Consider the following 19,612-nt stretch of genomic DNA (forward strand, 5'->3'; position numbering starts at 1 on the left):
GTACTATTCATCGCGTTGCTGAATGGTCAGCAGCGCGAAACCTGCCAGCAGTAATAATGGTACCAGCACCAGCTGACTGAATGGGTCCAAAGTGCTGCGCTGGTTCAGCCATAAAATTACCACTCCCTGCAAAGCCAGCATGCCCCAACTGAGTTGTTTGACGTTCATTTTCATAATCCACCTCCTGTTGACTGAGCCACAGTTTAACTTGCTGATTATTTGCGCTATAGTGGCAATATTGACATATATGGTGTGGAAAGTGACAAATGAAATCATTATTGGTCCTGGTATATCCTGGAGTAGCGCTTGGACATTTAACCGGCATGGCCGAAGTATTCCGCTTTGCCAATCAACTGGCGCAATACCAGGACGCTCTTAGTCTGCAGCCGCGTTATCAGGTGCAGTTTTACCATTTGTCAGGCGCCAGCAGCTATCAGGCAGACGGGCTGCAGATCACCTGCATTACGCAGCTACCTGCGCAGATAGACGCTTTATTAATTCCTGGTAACTATGCCCATCAGGCAGCTGAACTGGAACAGGTGATGACGTTGTTTCGTGCGCACAAAGACTGGTTCAGCGACCTGCAACAACGAGGTACTTTGCTGGCGGCCGGTTGTAATGGCAGCTTCGCGCTGGCGGCGACTGGCTTATTGGATGGCGGTAAAGCGACAACATGTTGGTTTTTAGCTGAGTATTTTCAGCAGTTGTTTCCACAGGTACGTCTGAAAGCCGAAGCCAGTGTTAGTCGAAGTGGCAGTTGTCTGACCGCCGGCGCGACGACGGCATATCTGCAACTTTGTTTACAACTGATCTCTGAATTCGACGGTGTTCGCTTTAGCAGCCAACTGGCCAAAGTGTTGCTGGTGGAGCCGTCATTGCATAGTCAGGCGCCTTTTTTGTCGGTACAACAGTTGGTGAGCCATCAGGACGAACGTATCGCGGCCGTACAGAGTTATTTGCGGAAAAATCTGGCAGAGCCGCTCGACTTACAGCAGCTGGCACAACGTTTTGCCATGAGTGGACGGACCTTGATCCGGCGTTTTAAATCAGCCACTGGCGATACGCCAATGGCCTGGTTGCAAAAATTGCGTATCGATAAGGCTAAGAACCTGCTGGAAACCACGATGATGCCACTGGAACAACTGACACAGCAGATTGGGTACGAAGATGTGTCTTCGTTTCGAAAATTATTCCAGCAATATACCCAGATGACACCAAAGGCTTATCGCAACCACTTTTTTCAGTAAAAATCAGGTCAAGTTGAATTTTTTCTGCAATGAAAAGGTAAATTTAACTAAATTGTCTCGCGTAAAAATGATGGCGTGATACTATTTTGTTAATTATTCGCTATCAATTGCATCCGTATGTCTGTGTTTGAAATTAGCTGGCAGTTGTATCTACTGCTGTTCTGTTGCGTTGTTGCTGTGCCGGTCCTCAGTATCTGGGTTTGGTGTCTTTGGGCTAAACGGCCGTTAAAGCCTGCTTTATGGTCGTTAGTCGGATCGACTGCGGTGTTTATGGGGCTGACATGGGCCATTAGCAGTAACAGTGTCACGATAGAAGAAAATCATCTTGCATTAAAAGCCGGTTTTTATCAGGCACATATCGATAATATTTCTCTTGCCAGCAGTGCAGTCCATATTATGCCGCTTGACCAGCTTGGTGAATATACGCCGGAGATCGCGGTAAACGGTATTCGTTTGCCGGGATATCAGGTGGGTTGGTATCTGTTACACAATCGGAAATTGGCGTTTGTGATGCTGATTGGCTCGCTGGATGAAGTGAGTCTGGTGCGCTCCGGCGATATGACGGCCGTTGTGGGCGGCAATTTGTTCAGTGGCGCTGGCCGTATTGTGACTGCCAACTAAGTCTGCCCGTCTCTGGGCTCGTCAGCAATAAAAGGCGTCGGGAGCGTAGCGAATAAAAAAGCGTCAGGAACGCTTTTTTATTCGCTGCTTTATCAAGTTAAGCAAAATGCATTTCCGGTACATCACCGTCAATAATTAAGCGACCGGCAGTTTTCTGCTGAATTTCTTCGACTGACACACCTGGTGCGCGTTCCAGTAAATGGAAAGCACCATCCCGAACTTCCAGTACGGCTAAATCCGTGACAATTTTCTTCACGCAGCCAACGCCAGTTAGTGGCAGGGTGCAATTGTCGAGTAACTTCGAGCTGCCGTATTTGTCGGCGTGTGTCATGGTGACGACGATATTCTGCGCGCCAGCGACTAAGTCCATCGCGCCGCCCATGCCTTTGACCAGTTTGCCCGGGATCATCCAGCTGGCGATATTGCCGTGCTGGTCGACTTCAAAAGCACCTAATACCGTCAAATCAACATGACCACCGCGGATCATGGCAAAACTTTCGGCGGAAGAGAAAATCGCAGCACCTTTGATGGCGGTGACGGTTTCTTTGCCGGCGTTAATCATATCGGCGTCGACTTCAGCATCGGTCGGATAGGGGCCCATGCCGAGCAAACCGTTTTCTGATTGCAGCATCACTTCGATGCCGGCCGGCACATAGTTGGCGACCAACGTCGGAATACCAATGCCAAGGTTGACGTAGTAGCCGTCTTTTAATTCTTGTGCGACACGCATCGCCACTTGTTCACGTGATAAAGCCATGACGTTCTCCTTAATCCTTGCGAACCATGCGACGTTCGATGCGTTTTTCAAAATTGCCTTTGATCACGCGCTGCACATAAATGCCTGGGGTATGAATTTCTGTTGGTGACAATTCGCCCGGCTCAACGATTTCTTCAACTTCAGCGACGGTAATTTTGCCGGCAGTCGCGACCATGGGATTGAAGTTCATCGCCGTGTGGCGAAATACCAGGTTGCCGTAACGGTCGGCTTTCCAGGCGCGGACAATAGCGAAATCACCGGTGATTGATGGCTCCAGCACATAATTGCGGCCATTGATTTCGCGGGTTTCTTTGCCTTCCGCGACGGGGGTACCGTAACCGGTTGCGGTGAAGAAGGCCGGGATGCCGGCTCCGCCGGCGCGGATTTTTTCTGCCAGTGTGCCTTGTGGCGTCAGTTCAACTTCCAGCTCGCCGGATAACAACTGCTTCTCAAACAGGGCGTTTTCACCGACATAAGAGGCGACCATTTTTTTGATTTGGCGGTCTTCCAGCAAAATGCCTAAACCAAAACCGTCTACGCCACAGTTGTTGGAGACCACAGTTAAATCACGGGTACCCATTTTTTTAATTTGGCTAATCAGGCCTTCCGGGATCCCGCATAAACCAAACCCCCCAGCGATCACCGTCATACCGTCGGCCAGACCTGCTAAGGCTTCGTCGTAGCTGTGCACGACTTTGTTAAACCCTGCCATTGCTCTTCCTCTGTTGTGTAGGGCGGTCGCATCGGGGCGACCGGCATTGTTGTCTGTAATTAGTTGTCTGTGAATGAATGTTGCGTGCCGGAGCTGATGTAAAGCTCCGGTTTATTCAGCATCTTGCGCTGCATTTTGCTGGCACTTCGCCTGGAGCGCCAATCCTACTTTAGAACTAGGTTTCTTGCCGAGCGCCGCTGTGATGGCCCAGCCGGCACGGGCGAGGCTTTGTAACTCAACGCCATGCGCAATGCCAAGACCGTTCAGCAAATACACCACATCTTCTGTGGCAACATTGCCTGACGCGCCGGCGGCGTAAGGGCAGCCACCCAGACCGGCGACGGCACTGTCGATCACAGCAATACCGCGGCTTAGCGCGACGTAAATATTTGTTAACGCCTGACCATAAGTGTCATGAAAATGTATCGCAGTTTTTTCCATTGGCACGACGGCCAGTACTGCATCCAGCATCGCGGATACCGTTGCCGGGGTGCCGACACCGATGGTATCGCCGAGTGAAATCTCATAGCAGCCCATGTCGAGCAGTGCTTTGGCCACACGCGCGACATCTGCAGGCGCGACAGCGCCCTGGTAAGGGCACCCCACGACACAAGATACATAACCACGTACCCGCACGCCGTCGGCTTTTGCAGCTTCCAGTACTGGCGCAAACCGGGCCAGACTTTCATCAATCGAACAGTTGATATTCTTTTGCGAAAAAGCTTCCGATGCAGCGCCAAAAATCGCCACTTCATCGGCTCCCGCTGCACGCGCTGCCTGGTAGCCTTGCAGATTGGGGGTCAGCGCCGCGTAGGTGACACCGGCTTTGCGGCTGATACCAGTAAATACGGCGGCTGAATCAGCCATTTGCGGTACCCACTTCGGGCTGACAAAAGCACCGGTTTCGATAGTTGTCAGGCCGGCGTTAGCCAGCGCTTCAACCAGTGCAATTTTGGCGTCCAGCGGTACCGCTGTTTCATTCTGCAGACCGTCACGCGGTCCAACTTCGACGATGCGAACACTCGAAGGGAAGTGAGTAGAGTTCGAAAGCATCATATTCATGCTTTGTCTCCTGCGTCTGCGCTGAAGTCGACAAGCTCGGCACCGTCTTTGACTAAATCGCCGGCCTGATAAAACACAGTGTTGACGATACCATTGGCAGGCGCTTTGATGGCATATTCCATTTTCATTGCTTCCATGACCAATAAAGTCTCACCACTTTGCACGCGCTGACCGGCGCTGGCCATCACGGCAACTACAGTCCCGTTCATCGGCGCTTTTAAGCTGCCCGCCGATTCATCCGCAGCAGCCACTTCAACCTGAGTCTGATACACAAAATCAAAGCGTTGATGGCGGATAAACACCGAGACGGTTTTTTGCTGCGAACTTTGTTGGTACTGACTGACGCGCACCTGGAACTGATGATGGCTGCCTTGTGCGCCGGACAAAGTGGCTGTCAGCACGTCAGCATTCAGTTCGGCTTTAGCTTCGATGCAATAATCACCGACACAGAGTTTGTGGCCCGTTGTGGTGCTTTGAATATGCACCTGTTGCGCCACATCGCCGTGTTGCAGGGTAAACCGTACTTGTGCCGCTTCATTTAAACGCCAGCCATAACCGCAACTCCACGGCGAATTGCCATTGGTTTTCGGTTGCTGCAGCAATAACAAATACAAAGCAGCCAGCAATAGTGCTTGTTGCGGTTCGGACTGCTCCGGCGCAAACAGTTCGGCCTGATGATGTTCAATAAAATGCGTATCGAGTTCAGCGGCGGCAAAAGCCGGGTGCGACACCAGACGGCTCAGGAAACCTAAATTGGTTTTGACTCCGGCGATGCGGTAATCATCCAGCGCGCGGCGCATCCGCGCAATCGCCCGGTCCCGGCTCTCATCCCAAACGATTAATTTGGCGATCATCGGGTCATAAAACGGTGATACTTCGTCATATTCGACGACGCCGGTATCGACCCGCACATGGCGATGTTCGTCAGGCTGGCGCAAATAGGTCAGTTTACCAGTGGCCGGCAGGAAATTATTGTCCGGATCTTCGGCATACACCCGTACTTCAATGGCATGGCCATCCAAAGGGATCTCAGCTTGCGCCAGTGGCAGTGACTGATTGCTGGCAACCAACAATTGCCATTTGACTAAGTCCTGACCGGTGATCATCTCGGTGACCGGATGCTCAACCTGCAGGCGTGTGTTCATTTCCATAAAATAGAAAGAACCGTCTTCGTCAAACAGGAATTCTACGGTACCGGCACCGGCATAACCGATGGCTTTGGCAGCGGTGACGGCTGCTTCGCCCATCGCTTTACGTTGCTCAGCACTGAAATTTGGCGCTGGCGCTTCTTCAATGACTTTCTGGTGACGGCGCTGAATAGAACAATCGCGTTCATGCAAATAGACCGCATTGCCAAAATTATCGGCAAACACTTGGATCTCAACGTGACGCGGTTTGGTCAGGTAACGTTCCATCAGGATTTTGTCATTGCCAAAACCATTCAGCGCTTCGCGTTTGGCGCTGTGCAGCTGTTCGAGAAACTCTGAGGCCTGCCAGACCACTTTCATGCCTTTGCCACCGCCGCCGTATGCAGCTTTTAGCAGCAACGGGTAGCCGATACGGTTTGCTTCCTGTGCCAGGAACGTCTCGTCCTGATTGTCACCGTGATAACCGGGCACCAGCGGGACGCCGGCGTGACTCATAATTTCTTTTGCGGCGCTTTTGGACCCCATTGCCGCGATCGCTGGCACTGGCGGGCCAATAAAGACGATGCCTGCCTGGGCACAGGCCTCGGCAAAGCCTTCGTTTTCGCTTAAAAAGCCATAGCCGGGGTGAATGGCTTCGGCGCCACTTTGTCTGGCGATAGCGAGAATTTTGTCCGCACGTAAATAGCTGTCTTTCGACGGCGCCGGGCCTAATAAAAAGGCTTCGTCGGCCATTTGCACATGCCTGGCGTTGGCGTCGGCTTCGGAATACACTGCAACACAACGAATGCCCAGCTGATGGGCGGTTTTAATCACGCGGCAGGCAATTTCGCCGCGGTTGGCGATCAGTATTTTGCTAAACATCTGGGTTATTCCTCGGTTTGGCCTGCGCTTGTGGGTTGTTGCCATGCCGGCGTGCGTTTATCTAAAAACGCTGTTAAACCTTCCTGACCTTCGCTGGACACCCGAATGGCGGCGATACGGCGGGAGGTTTCTGCGATAGTGTCTGGCTCAATCGGCGCGTCGGCGACATAAGCCACTAAAGCTTTGGCGGCGACCACAGCCTGCGGGCTGTTAGCAATAATGGCATCGATCAGCGGCTGCGCTTTGGCGCGCAGATCTGCCTGTCCTTCACTTTCGGCAACTTCGCTAATCAGGCCAAGTTGCAAGGCCGTTTTTGCATCAAAGCGCTCAGCCGTGGTGAAATAACGCCGGCTGGCGCGCTCACCGATGGCGCGTACCACATAAGGGCTAATCACCGCCGGGATCAGGCCGATTTTCACTTCACTTAAACAAAAGCTGGCTTTGGGCGTGGCGATGGCCATATCACAGCAGGCAACCAGCCCAACCGCACCACCGAAGGCGGCACCCTGGACTAACGCGATCACCGGCAACGGAAAGCTGTTGAGTTTTTGCATCAGCAGCGCTAAAGCGCCGGCGTCAGTCAGGTTCTGCTGATAGTCTTTTTGCGCCATGGCGCGCATCCAGTTTAAATCCGCGCCAGCCGAAAAGTTTTTACCGGTCGATTCCAGCAATAACACCCGTAAATTTGGCATGGCGGCAAGGGCATCCAGCGCCTGAATGAGTTCAGCGATCATCAGGTCGCCAAAGGCATTATGCAGCTCAGGCCGGTTTAACCGCAGCATCCCGACATAGGCTGATTCAGCACCATATTGTAAGAACTCAGTGGTGATTAAAGGCATCAACAGCTCCTTACATACGGAACACGCCAAAGCGTGTTTCTTCAATCGGCGCATTCAGTGCAGCGGCCAAAGCCAGACCCACCACCATCCGGCTTTGTGCCGGGTCGATAATGCCGTCGTCCCACAGCCGCGCCGAAGCGTAGTAGGGATGCCCTTGTTGTTCGTACTGAGCAATGATTGGCTGTTTTAATGCAGCTTCGGCATCCGGTGATAAAGTTTCACCTTTACGCGCCAGACCGTCTTTGGTGACCTGCGCCATCACGCCGGCTGCTTGTTCGCCGCCCATCACAGAAATGCGCGCATTCGGCCACATCCACATCATGGTTGGGTCGTAAGCGCGGCCGCACATGCCGTAGTTACCGGCACCATAAGATCCGCCGATTAACAGGGTGAATTTCGGCACTTTGGCGCAGGACACGGCAGTCACCATCTTGGCGCCATGTTTGGCGATACCTTCAGCTTCATATTTCTGGCCGACCATAAAGCCGGTGATGTTTTGCAAAAACAGCAGTGGAATTTTGCGCTGGCAACAGAGCTCAATAAAATGCGCGCCTTTTTGTGCCGATTCGGAGAATAAAATCCCGTTATTGGCGACGATGCCAATCGGATTACCGAAAATACGCGCAAAACCACAAACCAGTGTCGGGCCGTACAGCTGCTTAAATTCATCAAAATCAGAGCCATCGACAATGCGTGCTATCACTTCGCGCACATCAAACGGCTTTTTCAGGTCGGTACCAACAATGCCGTACAGCTCTTGCGCATCATATAGCGGCTCTTCGCTGGCTTTAACATCACGCAATACCGGTGCTTCGCGATTTAAGCGCGATACGGCGTTACGCGCCAGTTGCAGCGCGTGTTCGTCGTTTTGTGCATAGTGGTCGGCCACGCCAGAAATACGGCAATGTACGTCGGCACCGCCCAAATCTTCAGCGCTGACTTCTTCACCGGTGGCGGCTTTCACCAGCGGCGGGCCGGCGAGGAAAATGGTGCCTTGTTCTTTAACGATAATAGATTCATCGGCCATCGCCGGCACATAAGCGCCACCGGCGGTACAAAGGCCCATCACCACGGCGATTTGCGGAATGCCTTTGGCCGACATATTCGCCTGATTAAAGAAAATACGACCAAAATGCAGTTTGTCCGGGAATACATCATCCTGGCGTGGCAGGTTAGCGCCACCAGAATCGACCAGATAAATACAGGGCAGGTGGCAACGCTCGGCAATTTCCTGGGCGCGTAAATGCTTTTTCACCGTAAGCGGGTAATAAGTGCCGCCTTTGACCGTGGCGTCGTTGGCGACCACCATACATTCGACGCCATTGACACGGCCGATACCGGCGACCACGCCGGCTGCCGGGACATAGTCGTCATAACATTCCCAACCGGCGAACTGTGCGACTTCAAGAAAAGGGGAGCCCGGGTCGAGTAATTTCTGAATGCGATCGCGGGCAAACAATTTGCCGCGTGCGGTGTGGCGGGCGATCAGGCTTTCGCCACCACCCAATTTAATTTGTTGTACTTTGCTCGCCAAATCGTCGACCAGCACCTGCATAGCCGCAGCGTTTTGCTGAAATTCAGCGCTTCGTGTGTTGATTTTACTGGTAATTTTACTCACAGCATCCACCTGTCCAGTCAGATCCCGCGCCACGGGATAAAAAAACGGCAGCTCCAGGCTGCCGCTCCAGTGATTATTTGGTTTCGTTAAACAGCTCGCGGCCGATTAACATCCGGCGAATTTCCGAAGTACCGGCGCCGATTTCATACAGTTTGGCGTCGCGTAATAAACGACCTGTTGGGTATTCATTGATATAACCGTTGCCGCCTAACAGTTGGATCGCATCCAGCGCCATTTTGGTCGCGAGTTCTGCGCTGTACAGGATGACGGCAGCGGCGTCTTTACGGGTGGTTTCGCGGCGGTCACAAGCTTTGGCGACGGTGTAGACATAAGCTTTTGCTGCGTTCATCTGGGTATACATGTCGGCTAGCTTGCCTTGTACCAGCTGGAACTCGCCAATCGACTGGCCAAATTGTTTGCGGTCGTGCAGGTAAGGCACAACGATGTCCATACAGGCCTGCATAATGCCAAGCGGGCCACCCGACAATACCAGACGTTCGTAATCAAGGCCTGACATTAACACCTTCACGCCGCTACCAATTTCACCCAGCACGTTTTCAGCTGGCACTTCACAGTCTTCAAACACCAGCTCACAAGTGTTAGAACCGCGCATGCCGAGTTTGTCGAGTTTTTGCGCCTGGCTAAAGCCTTTAAACCCGCGCTCAACGATAAAAGCGGTAATGCCTTTGCTGCCGGCGTTGACGTCGGTTTTGGCATAAATCACATAAGTATGTGCATCCGGGCCGTTAGTGATCCACATCTTGTTGCCGTTCAGCACATAGACGTCGCCTTTTTTCTCAGCGCGCAGTTTCATCGACACCACGTCTGAACCGGCATTTGGTTCTGACATCGCTAAAGCGCCGATATGTTCACCAGAACAGAGTTTTGGCAGGTATTTTTGTTTTTGCGCTTCGGTGCCGTTACGGAAAATCTGGTTGACACACAGGTTAGAGTGCGCGCCGTAAGACAAAGCCACTGAGGCGGATGCGCGGCTGATTTCTTCCATCGCCACCACATGCTCAAGGTAACCCAGACCTGAACCGCCGTATTGCTCGTCAACGGTGATACCGAGCAGGCCTAAATCACCGAATTTGCGCCACAGGTCATTTGGAAAGGCATTGTCATGGTCGATTTGTGCAGCGCGCGGCGCGATTTCTTCGCGGGCAAAAGCGTTCACCTGTTCGCGGATCATGTCCACGGTTTCGCCTAAGTCAAAGTTCAGTGTTTTGTAGTGGCTAATCATTGGTCTTTCCCCGTTTGCCTGTGTCGCGTCTGGCTGTTGATTGGAGTTTTGTTTGCGCTGGTGGCGTTATGTTCGCCACTTATTCAGTCGCAGTTTTTGTTTCATGAGTCCGTGCGTCAGTGAGCGTGTCACGGCAGCGCTTCTCGACGGTGATCAGTTCCATCAATACGACTTTAATGTCGTCCAGTTGCTGATGGAGTTCGGTTTTTTTCAGTTCAATCAGCTTCAACATGGTGGTGAGCTGCGTCACGCTGGATTTATCGGCGTCGTAGAGTTCAAACAACTGACCGGTTTCTGCCAGGCTAAAGCCGAGGCGTTTGCCGCGCAGGATCAGTTTCAGCCGCACCCGATCGCGTTTGCTGTAAATGCGCGTCTGGCCCTGGCGTTGTGGCGTCAGCAAGCCCTGATCTTCATAGAAGCGGATGCTGCGCGTCGTTATATCGAACTCTTTCGCCAGTTCGCTGATGCTGTAAGTTGTCTGATCTTTATCTGTCATAAAAGCCACCATCGGAATCGCTGGTCACTATAAGTGAAGTTTACGTAAAGGTAAAGCTGGCGGCTAGTGCTAAAACCGCAGACAACTCAGGGTGTCTGTGTAAAAAATATTAAAATACAGTAACTTGCCTTATGTTTTTTCTCAGATGAACACCGGGCAATCCTGTTGGAACGTGCAGAAGGCACTGATGATTCGTAAAGTCTTGCTGCCAAAATACCAGCTGTCTGGCAGTTAAAACAGACAACGCTGAACAACTGATAAGACCAAAGTGCAGCATGGTTGACGTTGGCGTAAACGTAAATTTGGTGTAGGCTCAGCGACAATTCGGTTAAAGCTGATTGGGATGAGGAAAAGCATGTCTGAGCAAATCGTGATTGTCGGTGCCAAACGCACAGCAATGGGTGGTTTTATGGGTGGCCTGAGCGAAGTGACAGCGCCGGATTTAGGTGCTGTTGCAATCCGGGCTGCGGTTGAGCAGGCAGGCATTGCTGGTGAACAAATCAGTGAAGTGCTGATGGGCTGCGTGTTACCGGCGGGTCTGGGTCAGGCGCCGGCGCGCCAGGCCGTATTAAAAGCGGGCTTACCGCTGTCAGCAGGCGCTACCACATTAAATAAAGTCTGCGGCTCAGGCTTAAAAACCGTGATGCTGGCACATGATTTGTTAAAAGCCGGTAGCGCCGATGTCGTTGTCGCTGGTGGTATGGAATCGATGACCAACGCACCGTACCTGTTGCCAAAAGCCCGTGCCGGTATGCGGATGGGCCATGGTGAAGTCAAAGATCATATGATGCTCGATGGCCTTGAAAACGCTTATGACGGTAAAGCCATGGGGTGTTTTGCCCAGGGTACCGCCAATGAGCAGGGTTTTAGCCGTGAAGATATGGACCGTTTTGCTATCCAATCGACTACCCGCGCGCAACAAGCAATTGCTAACGGCGCTTTTGTCGCAGAAATTGCCGCAGTGACTATCCAAAGTCGCAAAGGCGAAACGGTGTTTGCCATCGATGAGCAGCCAGGCAACGCTAAAATCGACAAAATCCCGGGCTTACGCCCAGCCTTTGCTAAAGACGGCACTATCACAGCCGCCAACTCTTCTTCTATTTCTGACGGTGCGGCCGCATTGGTGCTGATGCGAGAAAGCAGTGCCAAAGCTAACAACTGCGAAGTACTGGCGACCGTCCTCGGTCATGCAACCCACTCGATGGAACCGGCACTCTTTACCGTGGCACCAGTCGGCGCTATGCAAAAATTGCTAAGCAAATTGGGCTGGGGCGTCAACGACGTCGACCTGTGGGAAATCAACGAAGCTTTTGCCATGGTGACGATGCTCGCTGTGAAAGAACTTGGACTGGATGAAGCTAAGGTTAACGTTAATGGCGGCGCCTGTGCTTTAGGCCATCCGATTGGCGCTTCCGGTGCCCGTATTCTGGTGACGCTGATTCATGCGTTAAAAGCGCGTGGCTTAAAACGTGGTATCGCATCCCTCTGCATTGGTGGCGGTGAAGCGGTGGCATTAGCCGTCGAAGTCGCCTAAGCAAAAAGTATAAAAAGAAAGCCGGCAAACAGCCGATGCGCCCGTTGGTTTGCAAGGGGCGCAATCACGTAAAAAACAGGGTAAAACGGCGCCGATAAGAAGCTCAGACTTCAGGTGCACAGCGGGATCGCTGCGGCGATCTCAACATATTCAGGCGACCGGTTCAACGGTTTAAGACTATCGCGGCGACCGCTCAGAAGGCAGGCCGCGCAACGGGGAAAATGCTATGACTACTCAGGTTCAGCTGTTTATCGACGGCGAATTTGTTCACTCAAAAAGTGAAAAACTGATCCCGGTGACCAATCCGGCCACGCAGGAAGTGATTGCTCAGGTGCCATGTGCCACTTCGGATGAAATGGCGCAGGCTATCGCGTCAGCCAAGACTGCATTCCAAAGCTGGAAAGAAACACCGGTGTCTGAGCGCGCCCGACTGATGATGCGCTTTGCCGTGTTGTTAAAAGAACATCAGGCCGAAATCGCCGATATTATTTGCCGTGAACTGGGCAAAACGGTGGAAGATGCCAAAGGTGACGTCTGGCGCGGTATTGAAGTGGTTGAACAAGCTGCCAATATCCCGTCGCTGATGATGGGTGAAACCGTTGAAAACGTCGCCCGTTCTATTGATACCTATAGCTATATTCAGCCACTGGGTGTTTGTGCCGGTATCACGCCATTTAACTTCCCGGCGATGATCCCGCTGTGGATGTTCCCGATGGCGATCGCTTGTGGCAACACTTTTGTATTAAAGCCGTCTGAGCAGGACCCGATGACGGTGAACCGCATCGCCGAACTGTTCGCTGAAGCCGGTGCACCAAAAGGCGTATTGCAAGTTGTGCACGGTGGTAAAGATCAGGTTGACGTACTGCTGCATCATCCGGATATCAAAGCAATTTCCTTTGTTGGCTCAGTCAATGTTGGCCAATACATCTACAAAACCGGTACAGATAACCTCAAACGCGTACAGGCCTTTGCCGGCGCGAAAAACCACATGGTGATCATGCCGGATGCGAACAAACAACAAGTGGTGAATGCATTAGTCGGCGCGTCAGTCGGCGCAGCCGGTCAGCGTTGTATGGCGATTTCTGTCGCGGTCTTTGTTGGTGCTGCAGCGGAATGGATCCCGGAAGTAGCCGCTGCGATTGGCAAAGTCCGTCCTGGTGTTTATACAGATCCAAATGCGGCATACGGCCCACAAATCAGCCCGCAAGCGAGAGCGCGTGTGTTGTCGCTGATTGCTAAAGGTAAAGAAGAGGGCGCGACCTGTTTACTGGACGGCTCTGATGTTGTAGTGGACGGTTATCCAAATGGGAACTGGGTCGGTCCTACCGTGTTCAGCAATGTCACCACTGATATGACCATTTATAAAGAAGAGATCTTCGGCCCGGTGCTGACGACCATGTCCGTCAACTCGCTGGATGAAGCCATTGGCGTTGTCAACGCCAGCCCATATGGCAACGGCACGTCAATTTTCACTGCCAGTGGCCATGCTGCGCGGAAATACCAGCATGAAATTGAAGTAGGTCAGGTTGGTATTAATATTCCAATCCCGGTACCACTGCCGTTTTTCTCATTTACCGGCTGGAAAGGCTCGTTCTACGGTGACCAGCACGCCTATGGCAAACAAGCCGTGCGTTTCTACACTGAAACGAAGACCATCACCGCGCGCTGGTTTGATGATGAAGTTCAGGTCTCAGGCCCGAACATGTCGATCAATCTGCGTTAATACTCAGCGAAGCCACCGAAACAATAGCGGTGGCTTCGTCAATATGTTTCATTAAGTCCGGTCATAACTTCAAACAACAGCGGCTGGTCTGATCAACACCGAGGTCCATGCATGAATTTTAATTTAACCGACGATCAAAAAGCCTTTGCCGACACCGCGCGTCAATTTGCTGATACCGAACTGGCACCTTTTGCTGCCCAGTGGGACCGCGAACATCACTTTCCAAAAGACGTCCTGCAAAAAGCTGGTGAACTGGGTTTTTGCAGCCTGTATACACCGGAAGATGCCGGTGGTTTAGGTTTGTCCCGGCTCGATTCGTCGATCATTTTTGAACAACTGGCGATGGGCTGTACTGCGACAACGGCGATGCTGACCATTCACAATATGGCGACGTGGATGATTGCCACCTGGGGTACTGATGCGGTCAAAGCTGCCTGGTGTCCAACTTTGGTCACCGGCGAGCAGCTGGCGTCTTATTGCTTAACGGAGCCGGGTTCGGGTTCTGATGCCGCTTCACTTCGCACCAGCGCGAAAAAAGACGGTGACAGTTATGTTATCAATGGCTCTAAAATGTTTATCTCCGGCGCGGGTAGCACCGAAGTATTAGTGGTGATGGCGCGCACTGGTGAAGCCGGTCCTAAGGGCATTTCTGCTTTTGTCGTGCCAGCTAACGCTGAAGGCGTGATTTATGGCAAGGCCGAAGAAAAAATGGGCTGGAACGCGCAGCCGACCCGTCTGGTCACCTTTGACAATGTCCGGGTGCCGCTCGAGAACTTATTAGGCGCTGAAGGTCAGGGTTTCACTTTTGCAATGAAAGGCTTAGACGGCGGCCGGATTAACATTGCCACCTGTTCAATCGGCACTGCTCAGCAGGCATTAAACACAGCACGCAATTACATGCTGGAGCGCGAGCAATTTGGCAAACCATTGGCGGCGTTCCAGGCGTTGCAATTTAAACTGGCGGATATGGCCACTGAACTGGTCGCTGCCCGTCAGCTGGTGCGTTTGGCTGCATTTAAACTGGACCAACAAGACCCGGAAGCGACCGCGTACTGCGCCATGGCAAAACGTTTTGCCACTGACATTGGGTTTCAGGTTTGTGATCAGGCACTGCAAATTCACGGCGGTTATGGCTATATCAAAGAATATCCGCTGGAACGGCATTTCCGTGATGTGCGGGTACACCAGATTTTAGAAGGCACCAACGAGATCATGCGGCTGATTATTGGCCGGCGTTTACTCGACAGTGCAGCCTCAGATATTCTGTGACGCTGTTTTCAAAATAACAACAAAGACGCGGGCTTATGGATGCAGTCCGCTGATGGCAAATGAGAATAAGGGACCCTTATGGCCCAATTAAAAGTTGAATTCCGTGGTCACACTGCCGTGCTGACCATGTCCAATCCGCCGGCTAATACCTGGACCCGCGAAACACTGACCACGCTGCGTGATACGGTGCGGGAACTAAATCAAAATAAATCGGTGTATGCGTTGGTGATCACCGGCGAAGGCCAGAAGTTTTTTTCGGCCGGCGCTGATTTAAATTTGTTTGCCAACGGCGATAAAGCTGTCGCCAGTGATATGGCGCGGATTTTTGGTGAGGCTTTTGAAACGTTGAGCCAGTTCCGCGGTGTGTCCATTGCTGCGATTAATGGTTATGCCATGGGCGGCGGGCTGGAAGTCGCTTTGGCTTGTGATATCCGCATTGCCGAAACGCAGGCGCAAATGGCGCTGCCTGAAGCCAAGGTCGGTTTATTACCTTGCGCTGGTGGCACCCAGAATCTGGCCTGGCTGGTCGGCGAAGGCTGGGCAAAGCGGATGATCCTCTGTGGTGAGCGTTTGACGGCAGAGAAAGCGCTACAAATTGGATTAGTAGAAGAAGTGGTCGCGAGCGGCACTGCGTTAGAAGCTGCCCTGACGCTTGCAGAAAAAGTTGCCGAACAAAGCCCATCTGCGGTCACTGCCTGTAAAACACTGATCCAGCAAGGCCGTCACGGTCATATCTATGCGGCATTACCGCTGGAACGGGAGTTGTTTGTCGGCCTGTTTGATACCAAAGATCAGGTCGAAGGTGTTAGTGCCTTTTTGCAGAAACGTGCGCCAAATTGGGTAAATGGATAAGGACCGCGGCATGACAGAGACAACGCAAAACGTCGCCGTAGTACTGTTTAGCGAACTGGTGGCTGAAAATGGCAAAAAGATCGGTGTCGCCACGCTGAACAGCGAAAAATCGCTGAATGCGCTGAGCCTACCGATGGTTGAACTGCTGTTACCGCAGATGCAACAGTGGAAGGAAAACCCGGACATCGCCATGGTGTTATTGCAGGGCGCTGGCGATAAAGCCTTTTGCGCAGGCGGTGATATCCGTGATTTGTATCATACGATGAAAGCCCATCCCGGTACTTTTCAGCCCTATGTGACTGAGTTTTTCACCAAAGAATATACGCTCGACTATCTCATCCATACCTTCGACAAACCGGTGCTGGTGTGGGGCAATGGCATCGTGATGGGCGGTGGTTTAGGCCTGATGGCTGGCGCCTCGCACCGAGTCGTCACCGCAACCAGCCGTATTGCGATGCCGGAAATGGCGATAGGTTTGTATCCGGACGTTGGCGGTAGCTGGTTTTTAAACCGGATGCCTGCCGGATGTGGCTTGTTTTTGGGACTGACCGGCGCTTCGATTAATGCGGCAGACGCTAAGTTTATTGATTTAGCTGATTTTTATATTCCGCACGACAAACGCCAGCAAGTGCTCGACGCGTTGTTAAGCATACGTTGGGGCAATACGGTGGTGCTGAACCATCAGAAACTGTCTGACGTGCTGATGAGCATCGAAACCCAAACGTTAAATCAGCAGCCGGCCAGCCAAATCCGGTTACATCAGGCACCCATTACTGCGCTCGCGAATACACCGGATTTACCCGCCGCCATGGCCGCGATCCTTGCGATGCCAAATGAAGACAGCTGGCTTGGTAAAGCCAAAGCTTCGCTGAAGTATGGCAGTCCCATCACCGCGCATATCGTTTACCGCTTGTTGCAGCTTGGCCAGTCTAAAATCCTGGCCGACAGTTTCCGCTTAGAACTTGGCTTAAGTGTGCAGTGCGGCAAACTCGGCGAATTCAGTGAAGGCGTGCGCGCGTTATTAATTGATAAAGATCAGCAGCCAAAATGGCTGTTCCCAGACGTAGCGTCAGTTCCTGTAGCAGTGATTGACGAATTGTTCAGTTCACCCTGGCCAGCCGCTGAGCATCCGCTCGCGACACTGGGGCGGATCTATCCACAACAATAAGCAGGCACCGATGGCGAAACAGCGCTAGCGGTAGCAGGGGAGAATTCTATGCAAGTTGTCGCATTTATCGGCCTTGGCAATATGGGCGGCCCAATGGCGCTGAACCTGCAAAAAGCCGGGTTTCAGGTGCAGGCTTTTGATTTAAATAAAGAAGCTTTAGCCACAGTGGCTTCTGCCGGTGCTGTTGCAGCGGAGTCCGCCAAGGCTGCTGTGCAGGGCGCTGATTTTGTCATTTCGATGTTACCGGCGGGCAAACACGTGATTGGCCTTTATCAGGACGTTCGCAGTGACATCAAAGCCGGTGCTCTGGTACTGGATTGTTCCACTATTGATGCACAAAGTGCGCGTCAGGTGGGCGCTTTACTCGCTGACGCCGGCATTGCCTTTATTGATGCACCGGTCTCAGGCGGTGTGGGTGGCGCCAAAGCCGGTACTTTGACCTTTATCGTCGGCGGCTCTGCGGAGAATTTCCAACGCGCCAACGCTGTGTTGTCAGCGATGGGCAAAAACCTGTTTCACGCCGGTGACGTCGGCGCCGGGCAAATCGCCAAAATCTGCAATAACATGTTGTTGTCGGTGTTGATGGTTGGCACCAGCGAAGCGTTGCAACTGGGCGTCGACAATGGGCTGGATCCGAAAGTGTTGTCTGACATCATGCTGAAAAGTTCAGGACGCAACTGGACACTGGAGCTGTATAACCCATGTCCGGATGTGCAGCCCAATGTGCCGTCCAGCAACAACTATCAGGGGGGGTTTATGGTCGACCTGATGGCCAAAGATTTAGGTCTTGCCAGCGAATGTGCGCAGCAAAGTCAGTCGGCGACACCGATGGGCGCGTTGGCGCGTAATCTGTACGTGCAGCATCAGCGTCAGGGTAATGGCAAACTGGACTTCTCCAGTATTTTCCGTTTTTTCAGTAAAAAATAAGTGCCTGTGGCACCAGGGTCTGTTCGATGAATTTACAAGATAAAGTGATTGTGATCACAGGCGGCGCCCAAGGCCTTGGCCTGGAAATGGCGCGGATGTGTGCTGAGAATGGCGCAGCACTGGCGTTGATTGACATGAATGCCGAACAGCTTGCGGCGGCTGCGACAGAGCTTCGCGCTACTGGTGTGCGGGTTGAAACATACGCTGCCAATGTGGCGGATGAAGCCAGTGTAGAACAAACCTTTGCGGCTATTGCGGCGGATTTCGGTGGCATTGACGGTCTGATCAACAATGCCGGTATTTTACGCGACGGTTTGCTGCTGAAATATAAAGACGGGCAGCTCACCGGTAAAATGCCGTTACAGCAGTTCCAGTCGGTGATTGATGTGAATCTGACCGGCGTGTTCTTGTGTGGTCGCGAAGCGGCGGCACTGATGGTGCAGACTGGCCGTAAGGGTGTCATCATCAATATGTCGAGCGTAGCGCGTGGCGGCAATATGGGCCAGACCAACTATGCAGCATCAAAAGCCGGCGTCGTGGCGATGACCGTGACCTGGGCCCGCGAACTCGGCCGTTACGGCATTCGGGTTGGCGCTATTGCGCCGGGCGTGATCCGTACTTCAATGACCGACGCGATGAAACCTGAAGCGCGCGATCGTCTGGTGGCAATGAAACCAGTTGGCCGATTAGGCGAAGCCGCTGAGATTGCCCACACTGCTAAATATATCTTTGAAAATGATTTCTTCACGGGGCGTGTTGTTGAGATCGATGGCGGTATCTCGATGTAACCTGACACCGTGTGATCTGGTGCCGATAAAAAAGCCCGCAGCAGCGGGCTTTTTGTTGGTATGAGTTTAAGCACGGCTTAGCGCCAACTTCAGACCCAATAATACAAAGATGCCACCGGTCAGCCGATTGAACCATAGTCTGACGGTCGCACTGGCTTTCACTTTCTGCGCGGCAAGGGCCGAACTCCAAGCCAAAAACAAACACCACAGCATGCCGTTCAAATTAAAAATGGCGCCGAGAAATAGAAACGCCAACGTTTTGTTTGCAGCATCCGGCGCGACAAACTGCGGTAAAAAGGCAAGAAAAAACAGCGCGACTTTCGGGTTTAACACATTGGTCAGCAAACCCTGGCGAAAAATCACAGCGAACGTTGCCGGCTCTGGTGCTGTTGTGCTTTCGATCGACACAGTCTTTGTCCGTAGCATTTGCACACCGATATAAAGTAAATAAGCCGCACCGAGCAGTTTAATCAGTAAAAACGCTTCAGCTGAAGTCGCCAGCAACGCCGATAGTCCAACCGCCGCTGCGGCTATATGCACACAAGTTCCGCTACAAATACCAAGGACTGCGGCAGCGCCAGCCTTAAAACCCTGACCGGCACTGCGCGCCATGATCAGTAAAGAATCCGGCCCCGGCGCGATATTCAATAAAAGGCCTGAGACAATAAACAACCATAAATCCTGAGTGCCAAACATATGATCTCCTTGAAACCACGCCGCTGAAAGAGGTACCTGACGTACATAGGT

The 19,612-nt window shown here is 52.4% G+C and carries 19 protein-coding genes; 9 read left to right on the forward strand and 10 right to left on the reverse strand.

Going from position 1 to position 19,612, the window contains the following annotated elements; all coding sequences use genetic code 11:
* Positions 1 to 3: 3 nt before the first annotated feature.
* A complete protein-coding gene (locus tag ATY27_RS14135) occupies positions 4 to 174 on the reverse strand; it encodes a hypothetical protein (protein WP_208931273.1) in 171 nt (56 codons plus the stop codon).
* Between the two features lie 92 nt (positions 175 to 266).
* Between ATY27_RS14135 and ATY27_RS14140 the strand changes: the two genes are divergently transcribed.
* Together ATY27_RS14140 and ATY27_RS14145 are read left to right on the forward strand one after the other, a co-directional pair.
* Positions 267 to 1,247, forward strand: coding sequence for a helix-turn-helix domain-containing protein (locus tag ATY27_RS14140; RefSeq protein ID WP_208931274.1), 981 nt, complete (start codon positions 267 to 269; stop codon positions 1,245 to 1,247).
* Positions 1,248 to 1,364: 117 nt separating this feature from the next.
* A complete protein-coding gene (locus tag ATY27_RS14145) occupies positions 1,365 to 1,868 on the forward strand; it encodes a hypothetical protein (RefSeq protein WP_208931275.1) in 504 nt (167 codons plus the stop codon).
* 97 nt (positions 1,869 to 1,965) lie between these two features.
* Here ATY27_RS14145 and ATY27_RS14150 read toward each other — a convergent pair whose 3' ends face one another.
* The 8 genes from ATY27_RS14150 to ATY27_RS14185 all read right to left on the reverse strand — a co-directional run bounded on the left by ATY27_RS14150 (position 1,966) and on the right by ATY27_RS14185 (position 10,604).
* Positions 1,966 to 2,625, reverse strand: coding sequence for a CoA transferase subunit B (locus tag ATY27_RS14150; protein ID WP_208931276.1), 660 nt, complete (start codon positions 2,623 to 2,625; stop codon positions 1,966 to 1,968).
* A 10-nt stretch (positions 2,626 to 2,635) separates the two neighbouring features.
* A complete protein-coding gene (locus ATY27_RS14155; RefSeq protein WP_208931277.1) occupies positions 2,636 to 3,337 on the reverse strand; it encodes a CoA transferase subunit A in 702 nt (233 codons plus the stop codon).
* A 111-nt stretch (positions 3,338 to 3,448) separates the two neighbouring features.
* Positions 3,449 to 4,399: a hydroxymethylglutaryl-CoA lyase gene (locus ATY27_RS14160; RefSeq protein ID WP_208931278.1), complete on the reverse strand. Its 951-nt coding sequence runs from the start codon at positions 4,397 to 4,399 to the stop codon at positions 3,449 to 3,451.
* Positions 4,396 to 6,408: an acetyl/propionyl/methylcrotonyl-CoA carboxylase subunit alpha gene (locus ATY27_RS14165; RefSeq protein ID WP_208931279.1), complete on the reverse strand. Its 2,013-nt coding sequence runs from the start codon at positions 6,406 to 6,408 to the stop codon at positions 4,396 to 4,398. The genes ATY27_RS14160 and ATY27_RS14165 overlap by 4 nt, the downstream gene beginning before the upstream one ends.
* 5 nt (positions 6,409 to 6,413) lie before the next feature.
* Complete coding sequence (locus ATY27_RS14170; RefSeq protein WP_208931280.1) at positions 6,414 to 7,247, reverse strand: enoyl-CoA hydratase-related protein; 834 nt, start codon at positions 7,245 to 7,247, stop codon at positions 6,414 to 6,416.
* A gap of 10 nt (positions 7,248 to 7,257) precedes the next feature.
* Positions 7,258 to 8,802 (reverse strand): carboxyl transferase domain-containing protein, encoded by a 1,545-nt coding sequence (locus ATY27_RS14175; protein WP_347876423.1) that lies wholly within the window; start codon positions 8,800 to 8,802, stop codon positions 7,258 to 7,260.
* A gap of 136 nt (positions 8,803 to 8,938) precedes the next feature.
* Complete coding sequence (locus tag ATY27_RS14180) at positions 8,939 to 10,108, reverse strand: isovaleryl-CoA dehydrogenase (RefSeq protein ID WP_208931282.1); 1,170 nt, start codon at positions 10,106 to 10,108, stop codon at positions 8,939 to 8,941.
* 79 nt (positions 10,109 to 10,187) lie between these two features.
* The gene (locus ATY27_RS14185) at positions 10,188 to 10,604 is read right to left on the reverse strand and encodes a MerR family DNA-binding transcriptional regulator (RefSeq protein ID WP_208931283.1); all 417 of its coding nucleotides are present in this window, start codon (positions 10,602 to 10,604) and stop codon (positions 10,188 to 10,190) included.
* Between the two features lie 355 nt (positions 10,605 to 10,959).
* Here ATY27_RS14185 and ATY27_RS14190 point away from each other — a divergent pair, with 355 nt between their 5' ends.
* From ATY27_RS14190 to ATY27_RS14220, 7 genes are all read left to right on the forward strand, one after another.
* Complete coding sequence (locus ATY27_RS14190) at positions 10,960 to 12,138, forward strand: acetyl-CoA C-acyltransferase (RefSeq protein WP_208931284.1); 1,179 nt, start codon at positions 10,960 to 10,962, stop codon at positions 12,136 to 12,138.
* A gap of 226 nt (positions 12,139 to 12,364) precedes the next feature.
* Positions 12,365 to 13,861 (forward strand): CoA-acylating methylmalonate-semialdehyde dehydrogenase, encoded by a 1,497-nt coding sequence (locus ATY27_RS14195; protein WP_208931285.1) that lies wholly within the window; start codon positions 12,365 to 12,367, stop codon positions 13,859 to 13,861.
* Between the two features lie 111 nt (positions 13,862 to 13,972).
* On the forward strand, positions 13,973 to 15,130 hold the full coding sequence (locus tag ATY27_RS14200) for an acyl-CoA dehydrogenase family protein (RefSeq protein ID WP_208931286.1): 1,158 nt from the start codon (positions 13,973 to 13,975) through the stop codon (positions 15,128 to 15,130).
* Between the two features lie 78 nt (positions 15,131 to 15,208).
* Positions 15,209 to 15,982: an enoyl-CoA hydratase gene (locus tag ATY27_RS14205; RefSeq protein ID WP_208931287.1), complete on the forward strand. Its 774-nt coding sequence runs from the start codon at positions 15,209 to 15,211 to the stop codon at positions 15,980 to 15,982.
* Positions 15,983 to 15,992: 10 nt separating this feature from the next.
* On the forward strand, positions 15,993 to 17,150 hold the full coding sequence (locus ATY27_RS14210; RefSeq protein WP_244151314.1) for an enoyl-CoA hydratase/isomerase family protein: 1,158 nt from the start codon (positions 15,993 to 15,995) through the stop codon (positions 17,148 to 17,150).
* A 48-nt stretch (positions 17,151 to 17,198) separates the two neighbouring features.
* A complete protein-coding gene (gene mmsB / locus ATY27_RS14215; protein WP_208931289.1) occupies positions 17,199 to 18,077 on the forward strand; it encodes a 3-hydroxyisobutyrate dehydrogenase in 879 nt (292 codons plus the stop codon).
* Positions 18,078 to 18,103: 26 nt separating this feature from the next.
* Positions 18,104 to 18,865 (forward strand): SDR family oxidoreductase, encoded by a 762-nt coding sequence (locus ATY27_RS14220; protein WP_208931290.1) that lies wholly within the window; start codon positions 18,104 to 18,106, stop codon positions 18,863 to 18,865.
* A gap of 66 nt (positions 18,866 to 18,931) precedes the next feature.
* On the opposite strand, the gene ATY27_RS14225 is transcribed toward ATY27_RS14220, so the two are convergent.
* Entirely contained in the window at positions 18,932 to 19,561 is a 630-nt protein-coding gene (locus ATY27_RS14225; RefSeq protein WP_208931291.1) for a LysE family translocator, read from the reverse strand.
* Positions 19,562 to 19,612: the final 51 nt, after the last annotated feature.

This window comes from Rheinheimera sp. F8, from assembly GCF_001518915.1.